We start from the raw sequence: 19,145 nt of genomic DNA, 5'->3' as shown, positions 1-19,145 counted from the left end.
ATCATATTTTAGTTTTATTGATTTAAAAACTTTTTATGTAATTTTAATCTATGAAAAAGCTCATTCTCAGATATCATTTTTTTGCTTTAGGGTGTATCGGCTTTTTATTAAATTCTTGTAACACAAAATTCAGGGTCTGGGTGGGAACTAACAATCAACAGAAAATCTATAACCTAAAATACGGAGAACATAAAAGACAGAAAATGGATATTTTTCTCCCAACAGAGTATGCTGTTGACTCTCCTGTTGTGCTGATTGTACATGGTGGAGCATGGACATTAGGTAAGAAAGAACATATGATCCAGGTTCAGAAAATGCTGTTTGAAAATAATATTCCGAGCATTAATATGAATTACAGACTGGTTTCAAAATCTAAAAAAATCACTTACAGAGAGCAGTTGGAGGATATAGGCTTAGCAATTAATACATTTAATTCCTTAGCAGATAAAGCAGAATTACAACCCAACAATTATATTCTTCTTGGAGAAAGTGCGGGTGCTCATTTAGCATTGCTTTACGGGTATCACCATCCAAATGAAATCAAAAAAATCATTTCACTAAGCGCGCCTACGGATTTTTATTCCAAAGGTTATCTGAATTCATTTTATTCAAAATATACCTCATCGACTTTTCAAAAGGTTGTGGGAGTAAAATTTGACCGAAAAAATCTGTCTGAGGAATTTCAAAAAGCAAGTCCGATTGCTAATGTTACCAACGTTCCGACACTTTTATTTCAGGGAAATACTGATTTCTTGGTGAATCAGCATCAGGGATTATTACTGGATTCTGTTCTTACTGAGAAAAATATTCCTCATAAATTGATTTTTATGAAAAAAACAGGTCACGTTCCAAGATTCTTCAATAAAAAGAAAAGAGACAGCATCATCTATCCCAACATTCTGGATTGGATAAAAAAATAACCCACTTCAAAAGCGGGTTATTGATATTTTATGATGTCATTTATTTATTCAGAATCCTGATCTTGATTTTCATATTTAGAATGATCTTCTTTCTTACCAAATAAGAATTTAACAATTACAGGAAGTGTTGTTACCAAAACGATAATAATGATAATGTATTCCAGTTTTTCCTTTAAATTAATTCCAAACTGATCCATGAATAATTTATCAAGATAATGTCCTGCAAAAATCAGTAGGAACGACCAAAGAACAGCTCCGATCACATTATCTCTTAAAAACTCTTTTTTATCCATTTTCACGATCCCGGCAACCATCGGCGTAAAAGTTCTTACAACAGGTAAAAATCTTGCCATAATGATAGCCAAAGCACCATGTTTTTCAAAGAAATCATGAGCCTGATACAGATATTTTTTCTTAAACAACATCGTGTCTTGCTTCTTATATAAAGCAGGACCCGCTTTTACTCCAAAGTAGTACCCCACTTCGTTACCAATAATTGCAGCAAGAGCAACCGCCGAAGCCAAAATGGTAGTATCTAAGAAATCGCTCCCTGTGGAGCCGAAAGTCTCTTTGATGATATCAACAGCGTAAATTCCTGAAACGAACAGTAAAGAATCCCCAGGTAGAAAAAATCCTACAAAAAGACCGGTTTCAGCAAAAACAATAAATAAAATAAGCCAAAACCCTCCCATTTTTATATAAAACTCAGGGTTTAATAAATCTCGCCAGCTATTGAAATCTTCCATATATATTGATAAGTAACAAAAATAAGTCTAATAAACTTCAAAAGGAAATTAATTATAAGAATTTAACTAAAAGATGACATGATATTTATAAGTCCATGTCATCGGCCGAGCCTCCTGTTCCGTCCGCCATCAGATATGCTTTCAGGAAAGGAGTAAGATTTCCGTTCATCACAGAATCCACATCTGAGGTTTCATGAGCTGAGCGTACATCTTTTATCAATTTATAAGGATGCATGACGTAGTTTCGGATCTGGCTTCCCCACTCGATCTTCATTTTGTTGGCCTCAATTTCGTTACGGGCTTTCAAACGTTCTTCCAATTCTTTTTCATATAATCTTGAACGAAGCAACTGCATCGCTTTTTCTTTATTTTGAAGCTGTGAACGGGATTCTGAGTTTTCAATGATAATTCCTGTTGGTGCGTGACGAAGACGAACAGCGGTTTCAACCTTGTTAACGTTCTGTCCACCCGCTCCTGAAGATCTCATTGTTTCAAATGAAATATCGGCAGGATTAATATTAATTTCAATGGTATCGTCCACCAAAGGATAAACGTACACAGAAACGAAACTCGTATGACGTTTTGCGTTACTGTCGAAAGGCGAAATTCTTACCAATCTGTGAACTCCATTTTCACCTTTCAGATATCCGAAAGCGTATTCGCCTTCAATTTCTAAAGTAACGGTTTTTACTCCCGCAACATCACCTTCCTGGTAATTCAGTTCTTTGATTTTGTAACCTTGCTTTTCTGCCCACATCGTGTACATTCTCATCAGCATGGCAGCCCAGTCACAACTTTCTGTACCTCCGGCTCCGGCTGTAATCTGTAAAACAGCGGAAAGTTCATCACCTTCATTAGAAAGCATGTTTTTAAACTCAAGATCTTCGATTTTTTCTACCAGTTTAGGAAAGGTTTCGTCTAATTCTTTTTCAGAATCGGGATCTTCTTTGGCAAACTCAGCCAAAACCTGTAAATCTTCAAACTGGGTGCTGATTTCGTCATAACCTTCCACCCATTTCTTCTTGGAACGAAGCTGTTTCAGGAAAGTTTCAGCTGTTTTAGGATTATCCCAAAATTCAGGTGCAGCCGTTTTTTCATCGTCATTAGAAATTTCTATCTTCTTTTTTTCTATGTGAAGATATTTATATAGGTCTTCAATTCTGGATTGAACTTCTTTTATCTGGTCGTTGTTGATCACGAAATTATTCTTTTTTGCAAAAATACGGATAAAATTATGAGTAATGAATAATGTGAAATAAGTAATATTTTTCGAGTATATTTACTTTAATAAAAATTTGATTGAATGGATATTAATGAGATAAATATTTTACTGAATATAAGGAATGGGAATTTTGCAGAATTAAAAAAATTAATAGTATCAATGAATTTAATTCCATCTCTCCCTAAAAATCAATTTGATTTGTTAACTGAAAGAATATTAAAACAATTAGAAAAAGGCTCTGATTACGATCAAATAAAACAAATCATTGAGAATGAATTAATTGTAACGTATGGTCTTTATCGTCAAGAATTTAACTCAGAAAAAATAACCGATGACATCTTTGATTGGTGGGAGAAGAATTAATATCTTTTCTACTTTAGATCATTTCAGCAACAATCTCCCCAATCTTCGGAGCCAAAGCCACTCCCATTCCGGAAAGCCGTACAGCGCAAAACTGTCTGTCCGAAAGTTGTTTCACAATCGGAGTTTTTTCTGAGCCCATTGCCATAATCCCCGACCATCGAAGGGAAATTTTAAAATGATGGTTCGGAAGAATAACTTCTCTGAGGAAATTTTCTAAATGATTTTGCAGAAATTCTGTAGTTTCAAAATTTGCTGTTTCTTCGGTTTTAAAATCCTGATTTCTGCCGCCACCCAATAAAACTCTGTTTCCAAGATTTCTGAAATAATAAAATCCTTCATCATAATGGAAAGTTCCTTTTAATTTAAGATTTTCAATAGGTTCAGTTAATAAAATCTGTCCGCGAGCCGGAATAATATTTTCTTTTTCTAAAAATTTTGAAGCAAAAGCATTCGTACAATGAATAATTTGATATGATTTAATCGATAAGCCTTCAGAAAGCTGGACTTCAATTTCATCGGGCTTTTCAACAATATTTTCAACCTCAGTTCCAAAAAGGAATTCAACTTTTAATTCCTGACATTTCTCTAAAAGTTTCTGCAATAATTTCCCTGAATGCAAACTTCCTTCACATGGATTTTCAATTAAAAATTTAGATTTTCCCAATCCGAATTCTTTGATTTTTTGCTGTTGTAAAGAATATGTTTTTTCGATTCCGGTTATTGGTTTTAGCTTTTCATTAACCTCATCGATTTTCTGTAAAGGTTGATCATTGTTAAGAATTTCATAGCCTCCGCTTAATTCAAAATCAATTTCAGAATTTTTAAAATAGTGTTGATTTTTTTGAAGTCCGTCAAACCTCATCTTTACCAATTCCAACGTTTTTCCCCAACCCATTTTTTCAGAATCAGCTATGATTTCGGTTAAACTTCCAAAACAGGCAAAACCTGCATTTCTTGTTGAAGCACCCAATGGAACGGAATTTCTTTCAATAATTAAAACCGATTTTTCAGGATATTTTTCTTTAATGGAAATAGCAGTCCAAAGTCCTGTAAAACCACTTCCGATAATGATAACATCCCGTTTTCTGTAAAATGTTTCAAGCTCCCAAACGCTGTTCATGAGTAATTGGTCTATTTTGTGAATGGTCAGTTTAGTGAATGGTGAATTGTTAATTTGCTTCGCTCGTGAATTTTTTAAGGCTAAAATATTTCAAAATTGACTTGCAAAGCAAAATTCACAATTGATCTTTTCATCAGCCTTTACTTTTCTCGTCTTCGTTATGCTGAAAGCCAATAATTCTTTGTGGTTCTTCAACAATTCTGTAAGATTCCAGTTCAACTTTTAAGGACTGAATTCTATATTGAAAATCATCGGAATTATTGATAATTACATCACTCAAAAATCTTGCAATCTGTTCAAGATATTCTTCTGTAAGTTTTCCGGTAGCATCTCTTAAAGCACCAGTCAGAAGCGTTTCATCGATCTTTAGATTTTCATTTCTTGATCTCTGATAAAGGTTTTTGATTCGTTTTTTTAAGCTTTGCGTAAAATCGATCAACATGGTATTGCTGAAGACCTTCATTTTGGACGAAATATCCTGCCAGAAAGGTATTTTATCAGCTTTATTATTCTGAAGAATTTTATAGAGTAAAGAATCTTGTTCAAGGCCTCTTGTCATCGCATACAGAATGATTTCCGAACGTTCCGAAGCATTGGGCGGAAAAACGGGAATCATCACATCAAACCTACCGGGAGCCAGAATTTCTTCATCAATTTCTGAGACTGTATTGGCAGAACCTACCATCAAAATGTCTTCTTTTTCGAACTTTCCGATATGATGAAGAATGATTTCCTGAGTTTCAAGGTTGCAGGAAGCAATGTCTGTTTCTGCTTTACGTTCCATCATAATTTCATCAAAATCTTCAAGGAAAAGTAAAACTTTATCTTCTTTCATCATTTCTAAAAGAAAATCGTTGAAATTGGTCTTGTTTCCATCTACAAAAGAGGTTCCTAAGTAGTATTTTTTTACTTCTTTGAATTGATAATTAATGATTTCGGCAATTTTATTGGCCCAGAAAATTTTTCCACTTCCCGGAGGTCCATATAAAATCATTCCGGCAGGCTTATTAATCCCCCAGTCTTTAATCTGTTGTGGATTTAGAAACGGTTCCAAAACATTTGAAATATAAAAGAACAAATCTCTGTATCCAATAAAATCCCGGTGTTGAAGACTTGTTTTATGCCCAAAATAATTATATACAAACTGATAGTTTCCGCCTAATTTATTATCAATTCCATAGCTTGAAATAGAGGATTTAAAGAAACCGTTATCAAAAATATTGGGGTTGGATTCTTTTATGGCCTGCTCTACCTTTTGCTTTGATTTATTAATGGTTTCCGCAATTTGCTCGGGCGTTTTCTTTTCGTCAAGATCTTTTTCATATTCTTTTAAAAAATCTGAATTTTCACGGGCAAATTTCTCAAAATCCTTCTTCACTTCAAAATTGGTGCTGATGCACACTCCAAGTTCAAGATCAAAATCCTGGATAAATCGTTTTATAGCTTCTGCAGAAACATGGAGCTCCTTTGCCAAATCAATTAACTTCATAATTACCGATTAATTCTATCAAATTTAGTATTTAAAATGTGAATGAGCAATACCTTATCGGCAGCAAGCTATAAGCTTTAGGCAGTAAACAGAAAAATTCACAATTCACAATTCATAATTCATAATTAATAATTAATAATTAATAACTTATAATTTAAAAATTTTGTAACAATTTCTAATTTATATAGACTACTACTATGTAAAACAAATTACATGGAAAAAATCTTATCAGTAAAGAATCTCACCAAAAAATTCAAAAGAGTTGTGGTAAACAATATATCTTTTGATGTTGAGAAAGGCAATGTTTATGGTCTTTTAGGGCCTAACGGAAGCGGAAAATCAACTACTTTCGGGATGTTGCTATCAACCATAAATCCTACAAGCGGCGACTGGTTCTGGTTTGGAAAAAAGGGAACCGATTCTGATACTCTGAAAAAAATCGGGGCAATTATCGAGCAGCCTAATTTCTATCCTTATCTAAGCGCGGAAACCAATCTGAAAATTGTTGCCGAGATCAAAGGAACGCCTTACGAAAGAATTGATGAAGCCTTAAAAACCGTTAATCTTTTTGACAGAAAAAAAGACACTTTCAAAACGTTTTCATTGGGTATGAAACAGCGTCTGGCAATAGCTTCAGCGATTTTGAATAACCCTGAAGTTCTTATTTTAGACGAGCCTACCAACGGGCTTGACCCTGAGGGAATTATCCAGATCAGAGATATCATCAACAGTATTGCTAAACAGGGAATTACGATTATTATTGCAAGTCACCTTTTGGATGAGATTGAAAAAATATGCAGTCATGTAATTGTTCTAAAAGAAGGAAACGCAATCTATTCCGGCAGAGTGGATGAAATGACTACTAATACAGGATATTTTGAACTTAAAGCAGATAATAATACTCAACTTTTAGGTGTGTTGGAGGAACTTCAATGGTTTTCTTCGGTGAAAATAGACGGAGAAATTATTAAAGCTCAAATTCGTGATGATGCTTCGATTTCCGCTTCAGCTTTAAATCAAAAACTGGCAGAAAAAGGGATTTTCTTATCACATCTGAATAAGAAAAAACTGTCTCTTGAAACTCAATTCCTTGAACTTGTAAAAAACACGAATCATGCTTAAACTATTAAAACTCGAATATTACAAAAACCTGAATTATAGACCATTCAAGGTTTTCACCGTCCTTTATTTTGCTATTTTGGTAGCGCTTCTTTTTATTGGACTCGTAGATTTGGATATTTTTGGAGCTACCATTAATTTAAAACAGCAAGGAATTTATAATTTCCCGGAAATCTGGAACTTTACCACTTGGATCGTTGCTTTATTAAAGATTTTTCTCGGATTAATTATTGTTTTTTCAATCTCGCAGGAATTCAGCAACAGGATGTTTAAGCAAAATACCATTGATGGGCTGAGCAGAAAAGAATTTATTGCATCAAAACTATTGACGATTGCTGTTTTTACGATTGTTTCTACTCTTCTGGTGTTTATTATTACCTTATTTTTGGGTCATACCTATTCTAAGAACACAGATTCTGAAATCGTTTTCAAGGAAATATTCTTTATTGGAAACTATTTTGTAAAGCTTTTTACATTTTTCTGCTTCCTAATGTTTCTTTCTGTTTTACTGAGAAAATCGATGTTTGTCTTCCTTGGATTCTTTGTTTATTGGATCTTTGAAGTAATATTAACGGCTGTAGAAGTATTTCAAAAAGTTCGTGGCACTCAGGAATTAGAAAGAATGAAAATCATGAAAGATGATTTTTTCCTTACACACCTTCTCCCATTAGAAAGTATGTCAAGCCTTATTCCCAATCCGATGATGAGACTAGATATGGCGAAAATGATGGGATTAAAATACGAATTCACTTATCCTACAGAAAGCTTAATTGCCTGTATCGTTTGGTGTGTGATTTTCATATTCGGTTCTTATTGGATCTTGAAAAAGAGAGATTGGTAAGCCAGCTATAACTCTTACATTATAAAAAATTAAAGTGGTTCATATTTTGAATCACTTTTTTGTTTAATTTTAATTTTCTTTGAATTTAAAGATGAAAAACTTATCCTTATTTTTTATAGCAACATTTTTAATATTATCATTAATTGTAATTACCTCATGTAATCAAAAAGTTGAAAATTTTGTTGAAAAAACGGCTTCTGTTATACAACCAAAACCCGTTGCAAAACCGGCTATCGATCTTAGTAAAACCGATAAAAAAGCAGAAAAAGCTCTTGAATTTTGTAAGAAAAATAAGTTTAATACAGAGTTTTGTATTTTGATTGATATGAGTTTACATTCAGGAATAAATCGGTTTTTTATTTATGATTTTAAACAAAAGAAAATTACACAGAAATATTTGGTAGGTCATGGGTGCGGCAACAATATCTGGAGCTGGGATCAATCAAAAGACAAGCCTGATTTCAGTAATGAAGACGGAAGCCATCTTTCAGCTTTAGGAAAGTATAAAATCGGAGAAAGAGGCAGAAGCGAATGGGGAATTAATGTAAAATATTTAATGCACGGCTTGGAAAAAACAAATAATAATGCGTTGAAAAGAACGATTGTTTTTCATTCTTGGGATAAAATGAGCAATGATGAAGTTTTTCCAAAAGGCTCACCTGAAGGTTGGGGCTGCCCGACGGTTTCTAATGATGCGTTGAAAAAGATCGATCCTGTATTGCAGAATTCTGCCAAGCCTGTTTTGATGTGGATTTATAATTAAAAATATGAGAAAAAGTAATAAAATATATTATTTTCCGGGATTGATAAGTGCTTTGTTGATTCCAATCTTATTTTGGTATTATGCGAGTCAAAGAGTTCATAAACCTTATACCGTACTTGATCTAGGAATTCCTGCAAAACATAAATATAATGACAGCATTGATAATACTTTTGAGTCCGTACGAAACTGGAAATATCGAAAGATCATTGTAAAACCTAATGAAGTACTACAAAACCAACATTATTATATTTCTGAACTTAAAAAGCTTCAACAAAGAAATCAAAAAGAAACAGGGATTGAATTTATAATTGATGATAAAAATAATTATCAGGATCTGATTACTTTAATCAATACCATGCAATTAGCAAAACAAGAAACTTACGCGGTTGATGTTGGAAATACTGGTCATTTTTTTGCGGTTCATTTTTATAAAGATCCAAATAAAATTGATAGAGCTAATGGTTGTTCAACCGGAGATCATTGGCAATATTTCAGATATAAAGAAAGCTACACAGGTTTTGAGAGAATTAAATATTTGCTTGATCTTCCTAAACCAGCTTATTATATCATCTTCGGATTTTTACTGTTTATGAACATCTCCATGTTAAGTATTAAAGAAAGATTTCAATTAAATTTAAAATAAAAAAAGGTTGCCTTTCGACAACCTTCCTTTCACATTACTTTTTATCTAATAGGGAAAGATAATCTCCGTACCCTTTTTTCTCCATTTCTGCCTTTGGAACAAACTTCAGAGAAGCACTGTTGATACAGTAACGAAGTCCGCCTTTATCTGCTGGCCCGTCATTGAAAACGTGTCCCAAATGGGCATCTCCGGTTTTGCTTCGAACTTCTGTTCTATCCATTCCGGCTGATGTGTCTAATTTTTCGTTAATCAATTTCTTAGTAATTGGTTTTGAAAAACTTGGCCATCCACAACCTGATTCAAATTTGTCGGTTGAAATAAATAACGGTTCTCCAGTGGTGATATCTACATAAATACCTTCACGGGTTTCATCCCAATATTCATTTTTGAAAGGCATCTCTGTACCATTTTCCTGAGTAACTTTATATTGTTCAGCTGTTAATTTTTCTTTTAAAACCTTTTTATCCTCTTTTTGATATTTTGATTTTGCATCTTTCTTTGGAAGTGGGTTTGCATTTTTCGCCATTTCAAAAAGTCCCGGCTCAATGTGGCAATATCCTCCCGGATTTTTATCCAAATAATCCTGGTGATAATCTTCTGCTTTATAGAAATTTTTCAAGGGAATCGTTTCTACAACCAGAGGTTTGCTGTAATTTTTAGCTAATTTCTGAACTTCTTCTTTCACAATAGCCTCAGTATCTTTATCTGTTGAATAAATCCCTGTTCTGTACTGATCTCCTCTGTCATTTCCTTGTTTGTTAAGACTTGTAGGATCAATCGTTTTGAAATAAAGATCAATTAATAATTTAAGATCAACTTGTTCAGGATCATATTTCACTTTTACAGTTTCCGCAAAACCTGTTGTATGACTTACCACCTCTTCATAAGTAGGATTCTGAGTTTTTCCGTTAGCATAGCCAACTTCCGTCCCTACAACTCCGCGAACCTGTTGAAAAAAATGTTCTGTTCCCCAAAAACATCCGCCTGCAAAATAAACTTCTTTTAGATTTTTATCGTTCATAACTGTCTCATTATCTTTTTTAGTTTCTATCGGTTTCTTTTTTAAAGAATCTCCGCAACTTGTCGCAAATACTGCGATGCCCAGCACCATCCCGAGCAATACTAATATGTTTCTCATTTTTATTTTTTTATTATTATTCATTTTTTGTCATTTTGAAGTATCATTAATCCAAATCCTAAAAAAATCAAATCTTTTAGGATAAAAAAGTCCGTTACAGGAACTCCGTCCACTACTTTCCAAATTCCGGGAGTTGTAAATAAGTAACTCAAAGTGGTAAGGAAAGTCACGATCATTCCTATCGCTGCATACCTTCGTAAGTATGCAAATTTCGCACTAAATATGAGTAGTAAGGCAATGATAATTTCTATCGCTCCGATAGCATTTGACACTGCCTGAACGCTCATGATATCATATACGTAAAAAGTAAGGAAATGGTTTTCTACAAGGCTTTTTATTCCGGCAGCTTCGGTGGGCGTAAATTTAAAAATTCCGATCCAAAACAAAATAAGAGCTGTTCCGAAAAGCGAAATATAATAACCCGTTTTATAGGTTGGTAATTCTTTGTTGATTGATGTTGTTCCGTCCATGTTTTTAAGATTTTGAGTTAATACTTTGTTATTTTCAAAAGTATAGTCGGAACAATTTCAAAATCCTGACAAAATTTTTTCTAAATATCTAAATTTTTAAATATTTTATCTTTAAACGATTGAATTTCAGAATCATTAATTTCAATTTTTTCTTCACGAGAAAGTTTTCTTTTTAAGATATCATCTAAAATCTCCAACTTTTCTTTATAAGCCCGGCACCATTTGCAAATCTTTAAGTGCATAGAAAGTTTCCAATCCTCTTTTGGAGAAATGGAATTGGCATTTCTTTTTTCCATGAGCAAAGTAGCTTCACTGCATGGTAAAAATAAAATATGAATAAATTTTTTCAACATATTTTTACTCGTTATGATTGTGCAAACCAGTTAAAATCCAGACATTCTCTAAGCTGCATTCTGCTCCTTTGCAAGATCTTCCAAAGATTAGTCGTAGAAATGTTCAATTCCTGACTTACTTCGGGTGCTTTTTTTTCTTGAAGATAATACATTTTCATGGGAATCTTCCATCTGGAAGGCAAATCTTCGAGACAATCCTCCAGTGTTTTATTAAAATCATCATTATCCAGAAGTTCAGTTTCTTTATTCGAAGTATCCCAATCATTCAGTACATCGTTATTTTTCCAAGATCCTGTTTCATCAAAAAAATGGTCAAGCCTAATTTCCGGTTCCGTTTTATATTTTTTTCTGTAAAAATCAGCAACTTTATTATTGAGAATTGTATTCAGCCAAGTTAAAGGCTTACTTTTCCCTTCAAAAGAATCATACGACGAAAAAGCAGCAATAAAAACCTCCTGAACAATATCTTCCGCCTCTGTTTTATCTGAAAGCACATAGACCGCTCTTTTCAGCAAAGATTCGGAATATTGTTCTATCCAACTTTTCAGTGTTTCGTTTTTCGTCATATTAAAATTTTATCTTTTCAGATAGTAACGAAGATAATAAGTTAAAAGGGAAAGTACAAAGTTTTGTTTAGCATAATCTATCAAACACTCTGTTTGTCATTCTATGTTTGTAAAATATTAATTTAGGAAACATAGGATGACAAAGTGAGCGGTTATGTCATGCCGTTGAAAAAACGACTACAACCCTAGCCCCGATTGAAGAGAAAATCCTTTTTTGAAAAAAAAGATTGTAACGGAAAGCGGGAAAAGCTTCTAAAAATGTTTCAAACTATTGAAACAATCTTTCCAAAAGTATTAAATATTTAAAACTAAATCACCTAAAAATAGTAAATTTGCATCTTATCGAAAATTTGTAAAAAGCAAAGCAATATATCATTATGACATCACAAGAGATACGTCAAAAATTTTTAGATTATTTTAAAAGTAAAGGCCACCTTATCGTTCCTTCGGCTCCAATTGTGCTGAAAGACGACCCTACCTTAATGTTTTCCAACTCAGGAATGACGCAGTTTAAGGACTTTTTCTTAGGCTATAAAACGCCTACCGCCCCAAGAATTGCCGATACACAGAAGTGTTTGAGAGTTTCCGGGAAGCATAACGATTTGGATGATGTAGGTAGAGATACTTATCACCACACCATGTTTGAGATGTTGGGAAACTGGTCTTTTGGTGATTATTTTAAAAAAGATGCTATTGCTTTTGCCTGGGAATTGCTGACAGAAGTTTACGGAATTCCAAAAGAAAACCTCTATGTAACCATTTTTGAAGGGGACGCTTCTGAAAACCTTGAAAGAGATCAGGATGCCTATGATTTCTGGAAATCTCACATTTCTGAAGACAGAATTATCAACGGAAATAAGAAAGATAATTTCTGGGAAATGGGTGAAAGCGGGCCGTGCGGACCATGTTCTGAGATCCACGTTGACTTGAGAACTCCAGAGGAAAAAGCTAAAGTTTCAGGATTGGAATTGGTGAATAATGATCATCCTCAGGTTGTAGAAGTCTGGAATTTGGTTTTCATGGAATTTAACAGAAAAGCTGACAAATCATTGGAAAAACTTCCTCAACAACACGTTGATACAGGAATGGGTTTCGAACGTCTTTGTATGGCGCTTCAAGGAAAATCTTCCAACTATGACACAGACGTTTTCACTCCTTTGATTGCTAAAGTTGAAGAGCTTTCAGGTAAAAAATATACAGGAATTTTAGAAGACGAAAAAGATATTGCGATCCGTGTTGTGGTAGATCACATCAGAGCAGTTTCATTTGCAATCGCTGACGGACAATTGCCTTCAAACGGAGGTGCCGGATATGTGATCAGAAGAATTTTAAGAAGAGGAATTTCTTATTCTTACAGATTCTTAGATATGAAAGAGCCTTTCCTTTTTGAATTGGTTGCTGTTCTTAAAGATCAGATGGGATCAGTATTCCCTGAATTGGAAAAACAAGGAAAATTAGTTACTGAAGTTATCAAAAGTGAAGAAGAATCTTTCTTAAAAACAATTGAAAACGGATTGATCAGAGTTGAAAAATTAATTCAGCAAACGATTGAAAGCAATTCTAAAGTTTTACCAAGCGAAGAAGTTTTCGAATTATATGATACTTACGGTTTCCCCGATGATTTAACAAGAATTATTGCAGAAGAAAAAGGGTTGACAATCGATGAAGCAGGTTTTAAAGCTGAAATGGAGAAGCAAAAACTTCGTTCAAAAGCTGATTCTGCTCAGAAAGTGTACGACTGGGTAACTTTAGAAGAAAGAGAAGAAAACTTCGTTGGTTACGACCAAATCGAAGCTGAAACATACATTACAAGATACAGAAAAGTAGAAAATAAAGACGGCGAATTTTATCAGGTTGTGTTGAGCAACTCCCCTTTTTATCCAGAAGGCGGTGGACAGGTTGGTGATAAAGGCGTTCTTGAAAATGCTACTGAAAGTTTCGAAGTATTAGAAACAAAAAAGGAAAACGGATTAATTATTTCATTAATCAACGGCCTTCCGAAAGATGCAGGAGCTATTTTCTATGCTAAAGTAGATGCAACCGACAGAAAAAACTCTCAGGCAAACCACTCGGTAACTCACCTTTTACACGAAGCTTTAAGAGAGGTTTTGGGAACTCACGTTGAGCAAAAAGGTTCTTATGTTGGCCCTGAATATCTTCGTTTTGACTTCTCTCACTTCAATAAAATGACGGAGGAAGAACTGGCTTTGGTTGAAGAAAAAGTGAATGCAAAAATCAAAGAAAGTATTGCTTTACAGGAATTCAGAAATATTCCGATTCAGGAAGCAATTGATAAAGGAGCAATGGCTTTATTTGGTGAAAAATATGGTGACAGCGTAAGAATGATCCAGTTTGGAAGCTCAAAAGAACTTTGCGGAGGAACTCACGTTAAAAATACAAGCGAAATCGGTCATTTCAAATTGACTTCAGAAAGTTCTGCAGCAGCAGGAATCAGAAGAATTGAAGCGATTTCAGGTGATAAATCTGAGGAATATTTTAAAAATTTAGAAAAACAGGTTCTTGAGCTTTCTCAATTATTGAAATCTAAAGATGTTGTACGATCTATCGAAAAATTAATCGAAGAAAATACTTCACTGAAATCTGAAGTAGAAGCTTTCAAAAAAGAAAAAGCAAAAGGCGAAATCGGCGACTGGAAAAATGCTTACGAACAAAAAGGCGACAAGCAACTTTTAGTGAAGAAAACTTCTCTGGATGCCGGTTCTGTAAAAGATATCGTATTTCAATTGAAGAAAGAAATTCCTAATTCAGTAACGATCGTTCTTTCCAACGCTGATGATAAACCGATGATCACGGTTGGTGTTTCTGATGATTTAGCTTCAAGTTATCAGGCTGGAGCTATTGTTAAAGATTTAGCTAAAGAAATCCAAGGCGGCGGCGGTGGAAACCCTGGTTTCGCAACTGCTGGAGGTAAAAACCTTGATGGTTTAGAGAATGCTTATCAGAAAGCTTTGAATATTTAATTAAATTCATTTAAATATAAAATAAAGAACGTCCGAAATTTTCGGGCGTTTTTCTTTTTCATCCAAGATTTTCTCTATCAAAAATCATTTGAATATCAATGAACAAAACTTTTCCAACACAATAAATATTACTACTTTTGATCTAGTTTTTTTTTACATGAAAAGGGTTTTACTGTTTATTTTTTTTTTAATCTCTATTTTTGGTTATTCACAATCAAAAATCAAGGTAGTAGATGATGCTAGTAAAGTTCCTGTTCCCAATGCAAAAGTGTTTTGTAATGACAAATTATTGGGTGAAACAGATGCTCAGGGTATTTTAGAGTTTAAGTCAAAATGCAAAAGTATCACCGTTCAAGCATCTCAATATCAAAAAGAAACATCAGTTGTAGAAAGTAACATGACCGTTTCCCTGATCAAAAAATCTTCAAAAACGACAGCCATTGAAGAAATCATTATTGAAGATAAAAGTGATCCGAGAGCGTTGGAAATACTTAAAAAAGTTAATCAGTTATTTACCAAAAATTCGCCAAAAAGTTTAGAATCCTACACTTACAAGTCCTACGAAAAAATTTCTTTGGATATTGATGAAGACAGCATTTCTCAGTTTAATCAGTTCTTTGAGGAAAATAACTTATTCAAGAAAAAAAGAGAAAAAGATTCGTTAAATAATATTTCGGCAAGACAGATATTTTCAAAAAGTAAATTATTTCTTTGGGAAAGGGCTCAGGAATTTTTATTCTCAAAAAAATATGGTGAAAAGATCAATATTCTGGACAACAGGATTTCGGGTCTTAAACAACCTATTTATGAAATGATCGCTCTGCAGCAAAGCAACAGAGACAAAATCCCCAATCAGCTGAAACAGGAAAACAGAGGGCTGTACAGATTCTTTTTAACCGATACGCTTGTGATGGATGGCAGAAAAAATTTCGTCATCCGTTTTCGTGAAGTAAATTACAAGAAACCGGATAAAAAAAGGAAATACAACGGTGCAATTTACATTGATACTGAAACTTACGGTATCAAAAAAATAGAAAATTTCAGCAAAAATAAAAACGACGGAATTATTACCAGCACATGGATTTTCTATAACAATAAATGGTTTTTGGCTCACGAAACCGTAAGACTGAGAATGAACAAAATGGCGATGCAGGAAGACAAAAAAAAGCATTCTGAAGACGAGCCGGAGAAAATTGACAAAAGAAGTTTCGGGACTTATGCCTTTCTGTCTTCAAAGTATTTTGATTTCAAATCGCCTATTGAAGAGGATTCCAAAGATTTTAAAGGCTATACTTTTTCCGTGAAAAGTGCAGACGGAAAATCGTTGGATCAATACAGAACAGAGCCTCTGACAGAAAGAGAAAAAAATACATATACAACGATCGACAGCCTCGGAAAAAAATATAATATTGACAGTAAAGCAAGGGTATTAACCGGATTAATCAACGGGCAAATCAGATCCGGAGTATTAGATTTTGCAGTTGATGAAATTGTTAACTTTAACTCGTACGAAGGCTTTAGATTAGGTTTAAAAGCTAAAGTGAATGAAAATTTTAACCCATATTTCTCCCCCGATTATTATTTTGCATATGGTCTGAAAGATGATAAACTGAAATACGGAATCGGTCTCGATATAAAAACCAATCTTGATAAAAATTCTTTTTTCAGGATCGATTATTACAATGACGTTACCGCTTCCGGAGAATTTTACAGAAGGCTATGGAATTTCAAAATGAGGATGATGAACTATGGAAATAATATTAATAACGATAAATATTTCCATTACAGAGGCGCCTCCGTTTCTTATCTGAATGATGTTACCAACGGATTGACGCTGGTTTTCGCAGCAAAAAGAAATTATGAAGAAGCATTGTTTGATTATCAGTTCAGAAACAGTGGACCTGCCTTTGAAAATTTCAACACATTATTTACCTTAAAATACTCTCCGAATTCAACCAATATTATGACTCCGCAGGGAAAATCTATTGTTGATCAGAAATATCCGGAGCTGTATTTCAATTATGAACAGAGTTTTAAAATATTAGGCGGAGACTTCAATTACACCCGTTTTGATGCTCTTTTCGTTCATAATTTTAAGACAATGCTTGGAACAACAGGCGTAAGATTTTATGGCGGAATGGTTTTCGGTGAAGCTCCCATTTGGAAAAATTTTACAATGAATGGCCTGGCCTCGCCAAGAAGAGATTTTAATTTCAACTTAACATCTTTCTTAGGTTTTGCCACGTTGGAGGGCGGAAAATACTATAACGATAAATTTGTAGCCTATTATTTCACTCACAAACTTCCCTGGTATTTTAAAAGTTTCGGGCAGAATGTTTCGAGTTTTGATTTTGTGCTAAGAGGAACCATTGGCGATATGAAACATCCTGAATATCATCAGTTCAACTTCAGAAAGCTAGATCATTTGTATCAGGAAGTTGGCCTGGAGTGGACGAATTTCCTTTCCAGCTATTTCAATTTAGGGTTATTTTACAGAGTCGGTTACTATACGACACCAAATTTTAAACAGAACTTTGCCATACAGTTTAAGCTTAAATTATTAGAGTTTTAAATATGGGTAATTAGTAATGAGCAATCAATAAAAAATCAAATGAAAACAGTACAAATAAAAGCAGAGCAGTTTTTTGAATTATTAAGATTAAAAGACACGCCAATGTGGGAGATTTTTGCCCAAATGATTGATGGAGAAGAAAAAGAGATCGTTTTTTTAGATAACGAAGACAAAATACTTTTCAATTATATTTTACCTTCAAATAAAGAAAAATTAGAAGAAGACAGAAAAGAATTCTCAAAGCAGTTTTCTGAAAAATTGGCTAACTTTAATTAAAATTAAAAAAGCACAATGAGAAAAGAGTATTTTTTATCAATTTTAAGTTTAATCTTTTTCGGTTTTGGAAATGCTCAAAACTACAAAAAGCCTTTGGTTTCAGCCATTAAAGAAACAGATCTCAGAAAAGATATGTACGAATTGGCTGCCGATCAATTCTGGGGACGTGAAGCCGGAACTTTAGATGAACTCAAAGTTTCGATGTGGTTGGCCGACAAAGCCAAAGAAGCAGGAATGAAACCCGCCGGAGACAACGGAACTTTCTTCCAGTTTTTCGATATGTACAGACATCAGGTCATCCCGCAAAGCAGCTTGAAAATTGGTGATAATCAACTAAAATTATGGAAAGACTTCCTTGTAGCAGAACCAGTAAATGCCAATATCGATGCTGAAATTGTCTACGCAGGAACAACCGAGCCTGAAGATCTTTCAAAATTAAATATTAAAGGAAAAATTCTCGCCATCAATGCTTCCGATAAAAATATCGACAAAGAAATGACTCTTTTCGTAAGAAGATATCCCGGATTTGTAAGAACTAAATATTACAACAAAGCCTTAGAATTAGGCGCAAAAGCGATCATTTTCATCACCGATGATACTTCAGAAAAAAGTTGGGTTGAAGTTCTTCCTCAAATGACAAGAGGCGCTTACGGAGTTGAAGGATTAAGAGAAAAAGTAACGAATAATATTCCTGTTCTCTGGATTAAAAGAGAAAATGCAAATTGGGTAAAGAATAATCCTAAAATTTCTTTAAATCTTATTACAGAAACATATAAATACCCATCTGTAAACATCATCGGGAAAATAGACGGAACTGATCCGAAATTAAAAGATGAATTCGTCTTACTCAGCGGTCACCAAGATCACGACGGAATAAGACATCCCGTAAAAAACGATACGATCTACAACGGAGCCGATGACAATGCAAGTACTTGTGTTGCAATGTTAGCCATGGCAAGAGCTTATAAAAAACAACCCGGAAAGAGAAGTATTTTATTTGTTTTTCATGGTGCTGAAGAAAGAGGATTATTGGGTTCAAGATGGCATGCCGCTCATCCTGTTGTTCCCAAAGAAAAGATTGTTGCCGTCCTAAATGGTGATATGATCGGAAGAAACGACAATAATGAAGCCGCTTTATTAGGCGGAAATGCACCTCATAAAAACTCCGAAGAATTGGTTAAAATGGCTGAGGATGCCAATAATGAAAGCACGAAATTCAAATATCTGAAAGATTGGGATTCTCCTAGTCATGCTGAATATTTTTATTTCAGAAGCGATCATCTTCCTTATGCGAAAGCGGGAATTCCCGCGATATTTTTCACGAGCGTTTTGCACGATCAATATCACACACCTCAAGATGAATCTGAGAATATCAACTATAAAAAACTCTATAAAATGACGGAATGGATGTACAGAACTTCATGGAAAGCAGCCAATGAAACAGAGCGTCCGAAAGTAATTTCTAATTTTACGTTGGAGAGATAAATTGAAATTTTCATTCAAAAAGATTTAGAAGCTGAGTATTTTACTCGGCTTTTTTGTTTTACCCATTTTTATAATTCA

Annotated in this window: 18 protein-coding genes; 10 read left to right on the top strand and 8 right to left on the bottom strand. The window is 34.0% G+C overall.

Features of this window, described 5'->3' with window-relative positions:
* Positions 1-50: 50 nt before the first annotated feature.
* Positions 51-920: an alpha/beta hydrolase gene (locus BT156_RS17070; RefSeq protein ID WP_072411915.1), complete on the top strand. Its 870-nt coding sequence runs from the start codon at positions 51-53 to the stop codon at positions 918-920.
* 44 nt (positions 921-964) lie between these two features.
* Here the strand turns inward: BT156_RS17070 and BT156_RS17065 are convergent, their stop codons facing one another.
* Positions 965-1,666 (bottom strand): DedA family protein, encoded by a 702-nt coding sequence (locus tag BT156_RS17065; RefSeq protein ID WP_072411913.1) that lies wholly within the window; start codon positions 1,664-1,666, stop codon positions 965-967.
* An 85-nt stretch (positions 1,667-1,751) separates the two neighbouring features.
* Complete coding sequence (gene prfB / locus BT156_RS17060) at positions 1,752-2,864, bottom strand: peptide chain release factor 2 (RefSeq protein ID WP_072411911.1); 1,113 nt, start codon at positions 2,862-2,864, stop codon at positions 1,752-1,754.
* A 105-nt stretch (positions 2,865-2,969) separates the two neighbouring features.
* On the opposite strand from prfB, the gene BT156_RS17055 reads away from it, so the two are divergent.
* Entirely contained in the window at positions 2,970-3,251 is a 282-nt protein-coding gene (locus BT156_RS17055) for a hypothetical protein (protein WP_072411908.1), read from the top strand.
* A gap of 13 nt (positions 3,252-3,264) precedes the next feature.
* Here the strand turns inward: BT156_RS17055 and BT156_RS17050 are convergent, their stop codons facing one another.
* Both BT156_RS17050 and BT156_RS17045 read right to left on the bottom strand, forming a co-directional pair.
* Positions 3,265-4,371, bottom strand: coding sequence for an NAD(P)/FAD-dependent oxidoreductase (locus tag BT156_RS17050; protein ID WP_072411905.1), 1,107 nt, complete (start codon positions 4,369-4,371; stop codon positions 3,265-3,267).
* Between the two features lie 133 nt (positions 4,372-4,504).
* A complete protein-coding gene (locus BT156_RS17045; protein WP_072411903.1) occupies positions 4,505-5,860 on the bottom strand; it encodes an AAA family ATPase in 1,356 nt (451 codons plus the stop codon).
* A 213-nt stretch (positions 5,861-6,073) separates the two neighbouring features.
* On the opposite strand from BT156_RS17045, the gene BT156_RS17040 reads away from it, so the two are divergent.
* The 4 genes from BT156_RS17040 (at position 6,074) to BT156_RS17025 (ending at position 9,226) form a co-directional block, all read left to right on the top strand.
* Positions 6,074-6,982 (top strand): ABC transporter ATP-binding protein, encoded by a 909-nt coding sequence (locus tag BT156_RS17040; protein ID WP_072411901.1) that lies wholly within the window; start codon positions 6,074-6,076, stop codon positions 6,980-6,982.
* Complete coding sequence (locus BT156_RS17035) at positions 6,975-7,820, top strand: ABC transporter permease (RefSeq protein WP_072411899.1); 846 nt, start codon at positions 6,975-6,977, stop codon at positions 7,818-7,820. Before BT156_RS17040 ends, BT156_RS17035 begins: the two co-directional genes overlap by 8 nt.
* 91 nt (positions 7,821-7,911) lie before the next feature.
* The gene (locus tag BT156_RS17030) at positions 7,912-8,583 is read left to right on the top strand and encodes a murein L,D-transpeptidase catalytic domain-containing protein (protein ID WP_072411897.1); all 672 of its coding nucleotides are present in this window, start codon (positions 7,912-7,914) and stop codon (positions 8,581-8,583) included.
* Between the two features lie 4 nt (positions 8,584-8,587).
* A complete protein-coding gene (locus BT156_RS17025) occupies positions 8,588-9,226 on the top strand; it encodes a hypothetical protein (protein ID WP_072411895.1) in 639 nt (212 codons plus the stop codon).
* Between the two features lie 34 nt (positions 9,227-9,260).
* On the opposite strand, the gene msrB is transcribed toward BT156_RS17025, so the two are convergent.
* From msrB to BT156_RS17005, 4 genes are all read right to left on the bottom strand, one after another.
* Entirely contained in the window at positions 9,261-10,364 is a 1,104-nt protein-coding gene (gene msrB / locus BT156_RS17020; protein ID WP_072411972.1) for a peptide-methionine (R)-S-oxide reductase MsrB, read from the bottom strand.
* A gap of 20 nt (positions 10,365-10,384) precedes the next feature.
* Positions 10,385-10,834, bottom strand: a complete 450-nt coding sequence (locus BT156_RS17015; protein ID WP_072411893.1) for a DUF417 family protein — start codon at positions 10,832-10,834, stop codon at positions 10,385-10,387.
* 80 nt (positions 10,835-10,914) lie between these two features.
* A complete protein-coding gene (locus tag BT156_RS17010; RefSeq protein ID WP_072411891.1) occupies positions 10,915-11,187 on the bottom strand; it encodes a hypothetical protein in 273 nt (90 codons plus the stop codon).
* Positions 11,188-11,198: 11 nt separating this feature from the next.
* A complete protein-coding gene (locus tag BT156_RS17005) occupies positions 11,199-11,753 on the bottom strand; it encodes a sigma-70 family RNA polymerase sigma factor (RefSeq protein ID WP_072411889.1) in 555 nt (184 codons plus the stop codon).
* A gap of 377 nt (positions 11,754-12,130) precedes the next feature.
* Between BT156_RS17005 and alaS the strand changes: the two genes are divergently transcribed.
* The 4 genes from alaS to BT156_RS16985 all read left to right on the top strand — a co-directional run bounded on the left by alaS (position 12,131) and on the right by BT156_RS16985 (position 19,067).
* Complete coding sequence (gene alaS / locus BT156_RS17000) at positions 12,131-14,734, top strand: alanine--tRNA ligase (RefSeq protein ID WP_072411887.1); 2,604 nt, start codon at positions 12,131-12,133, stop codon at positions 14,732-14,734.
* 157 nt (positions 14,735-14,891) lie between these two features.
* Positions 14,892-17,306 carry a peptidase associated and DUF5686 domain-containing protein gene (locus BT156_RS16995; protein ID WP_072411885.1) on the top strand — a complete coding sequence of 805 codons (2,415 nt, stop codon included), beginning with the start codon at positions 14,892-14,894 and terminating at the stop codon, positions 17,304-17,306.
* A 39-nt stretch (positions 17,307-17,345) separates the two neighbouring features.
* Entirely contained in the window at positions 17,346-17,582 is a 237-nt protein-coding gene (locus tag BT156_RS16990) for a hypothetical protein (protein WP_072411883.1), read from the top strand.
* Positions 17,583-17,597: 15 nt separating this feature from the next.
* Positions 17,598-19,067 (top strand): M20/M25/M40 family metallo-hydrolase, encoded by a 1,470-nt coding sequence (locus BT156_RS16985; protein WP_072411881.1) that lies wholly within the window; start codon positions 17,598-17,600, stop codon positions 19,065-19,067.
* Positions 19,068-19,145: the final 78 nt, after the last annotated feature.

Origin of the sequence: Chryseobacterium limigenitum, from assembly GCF_900114875.1 — a bacterium.
Taxonomy (GTDB): Bacteria; Bacteroidota; Bacteroidia; order Flavobacteriales; family Weeksellaceae; genus Chryseobacterium; species Chryseobacterium limigenitum.
Note: the sequence above shows the minus strand (reverse complement) of the source record. Positions and strands in the feature narration are given on the sequence as shown.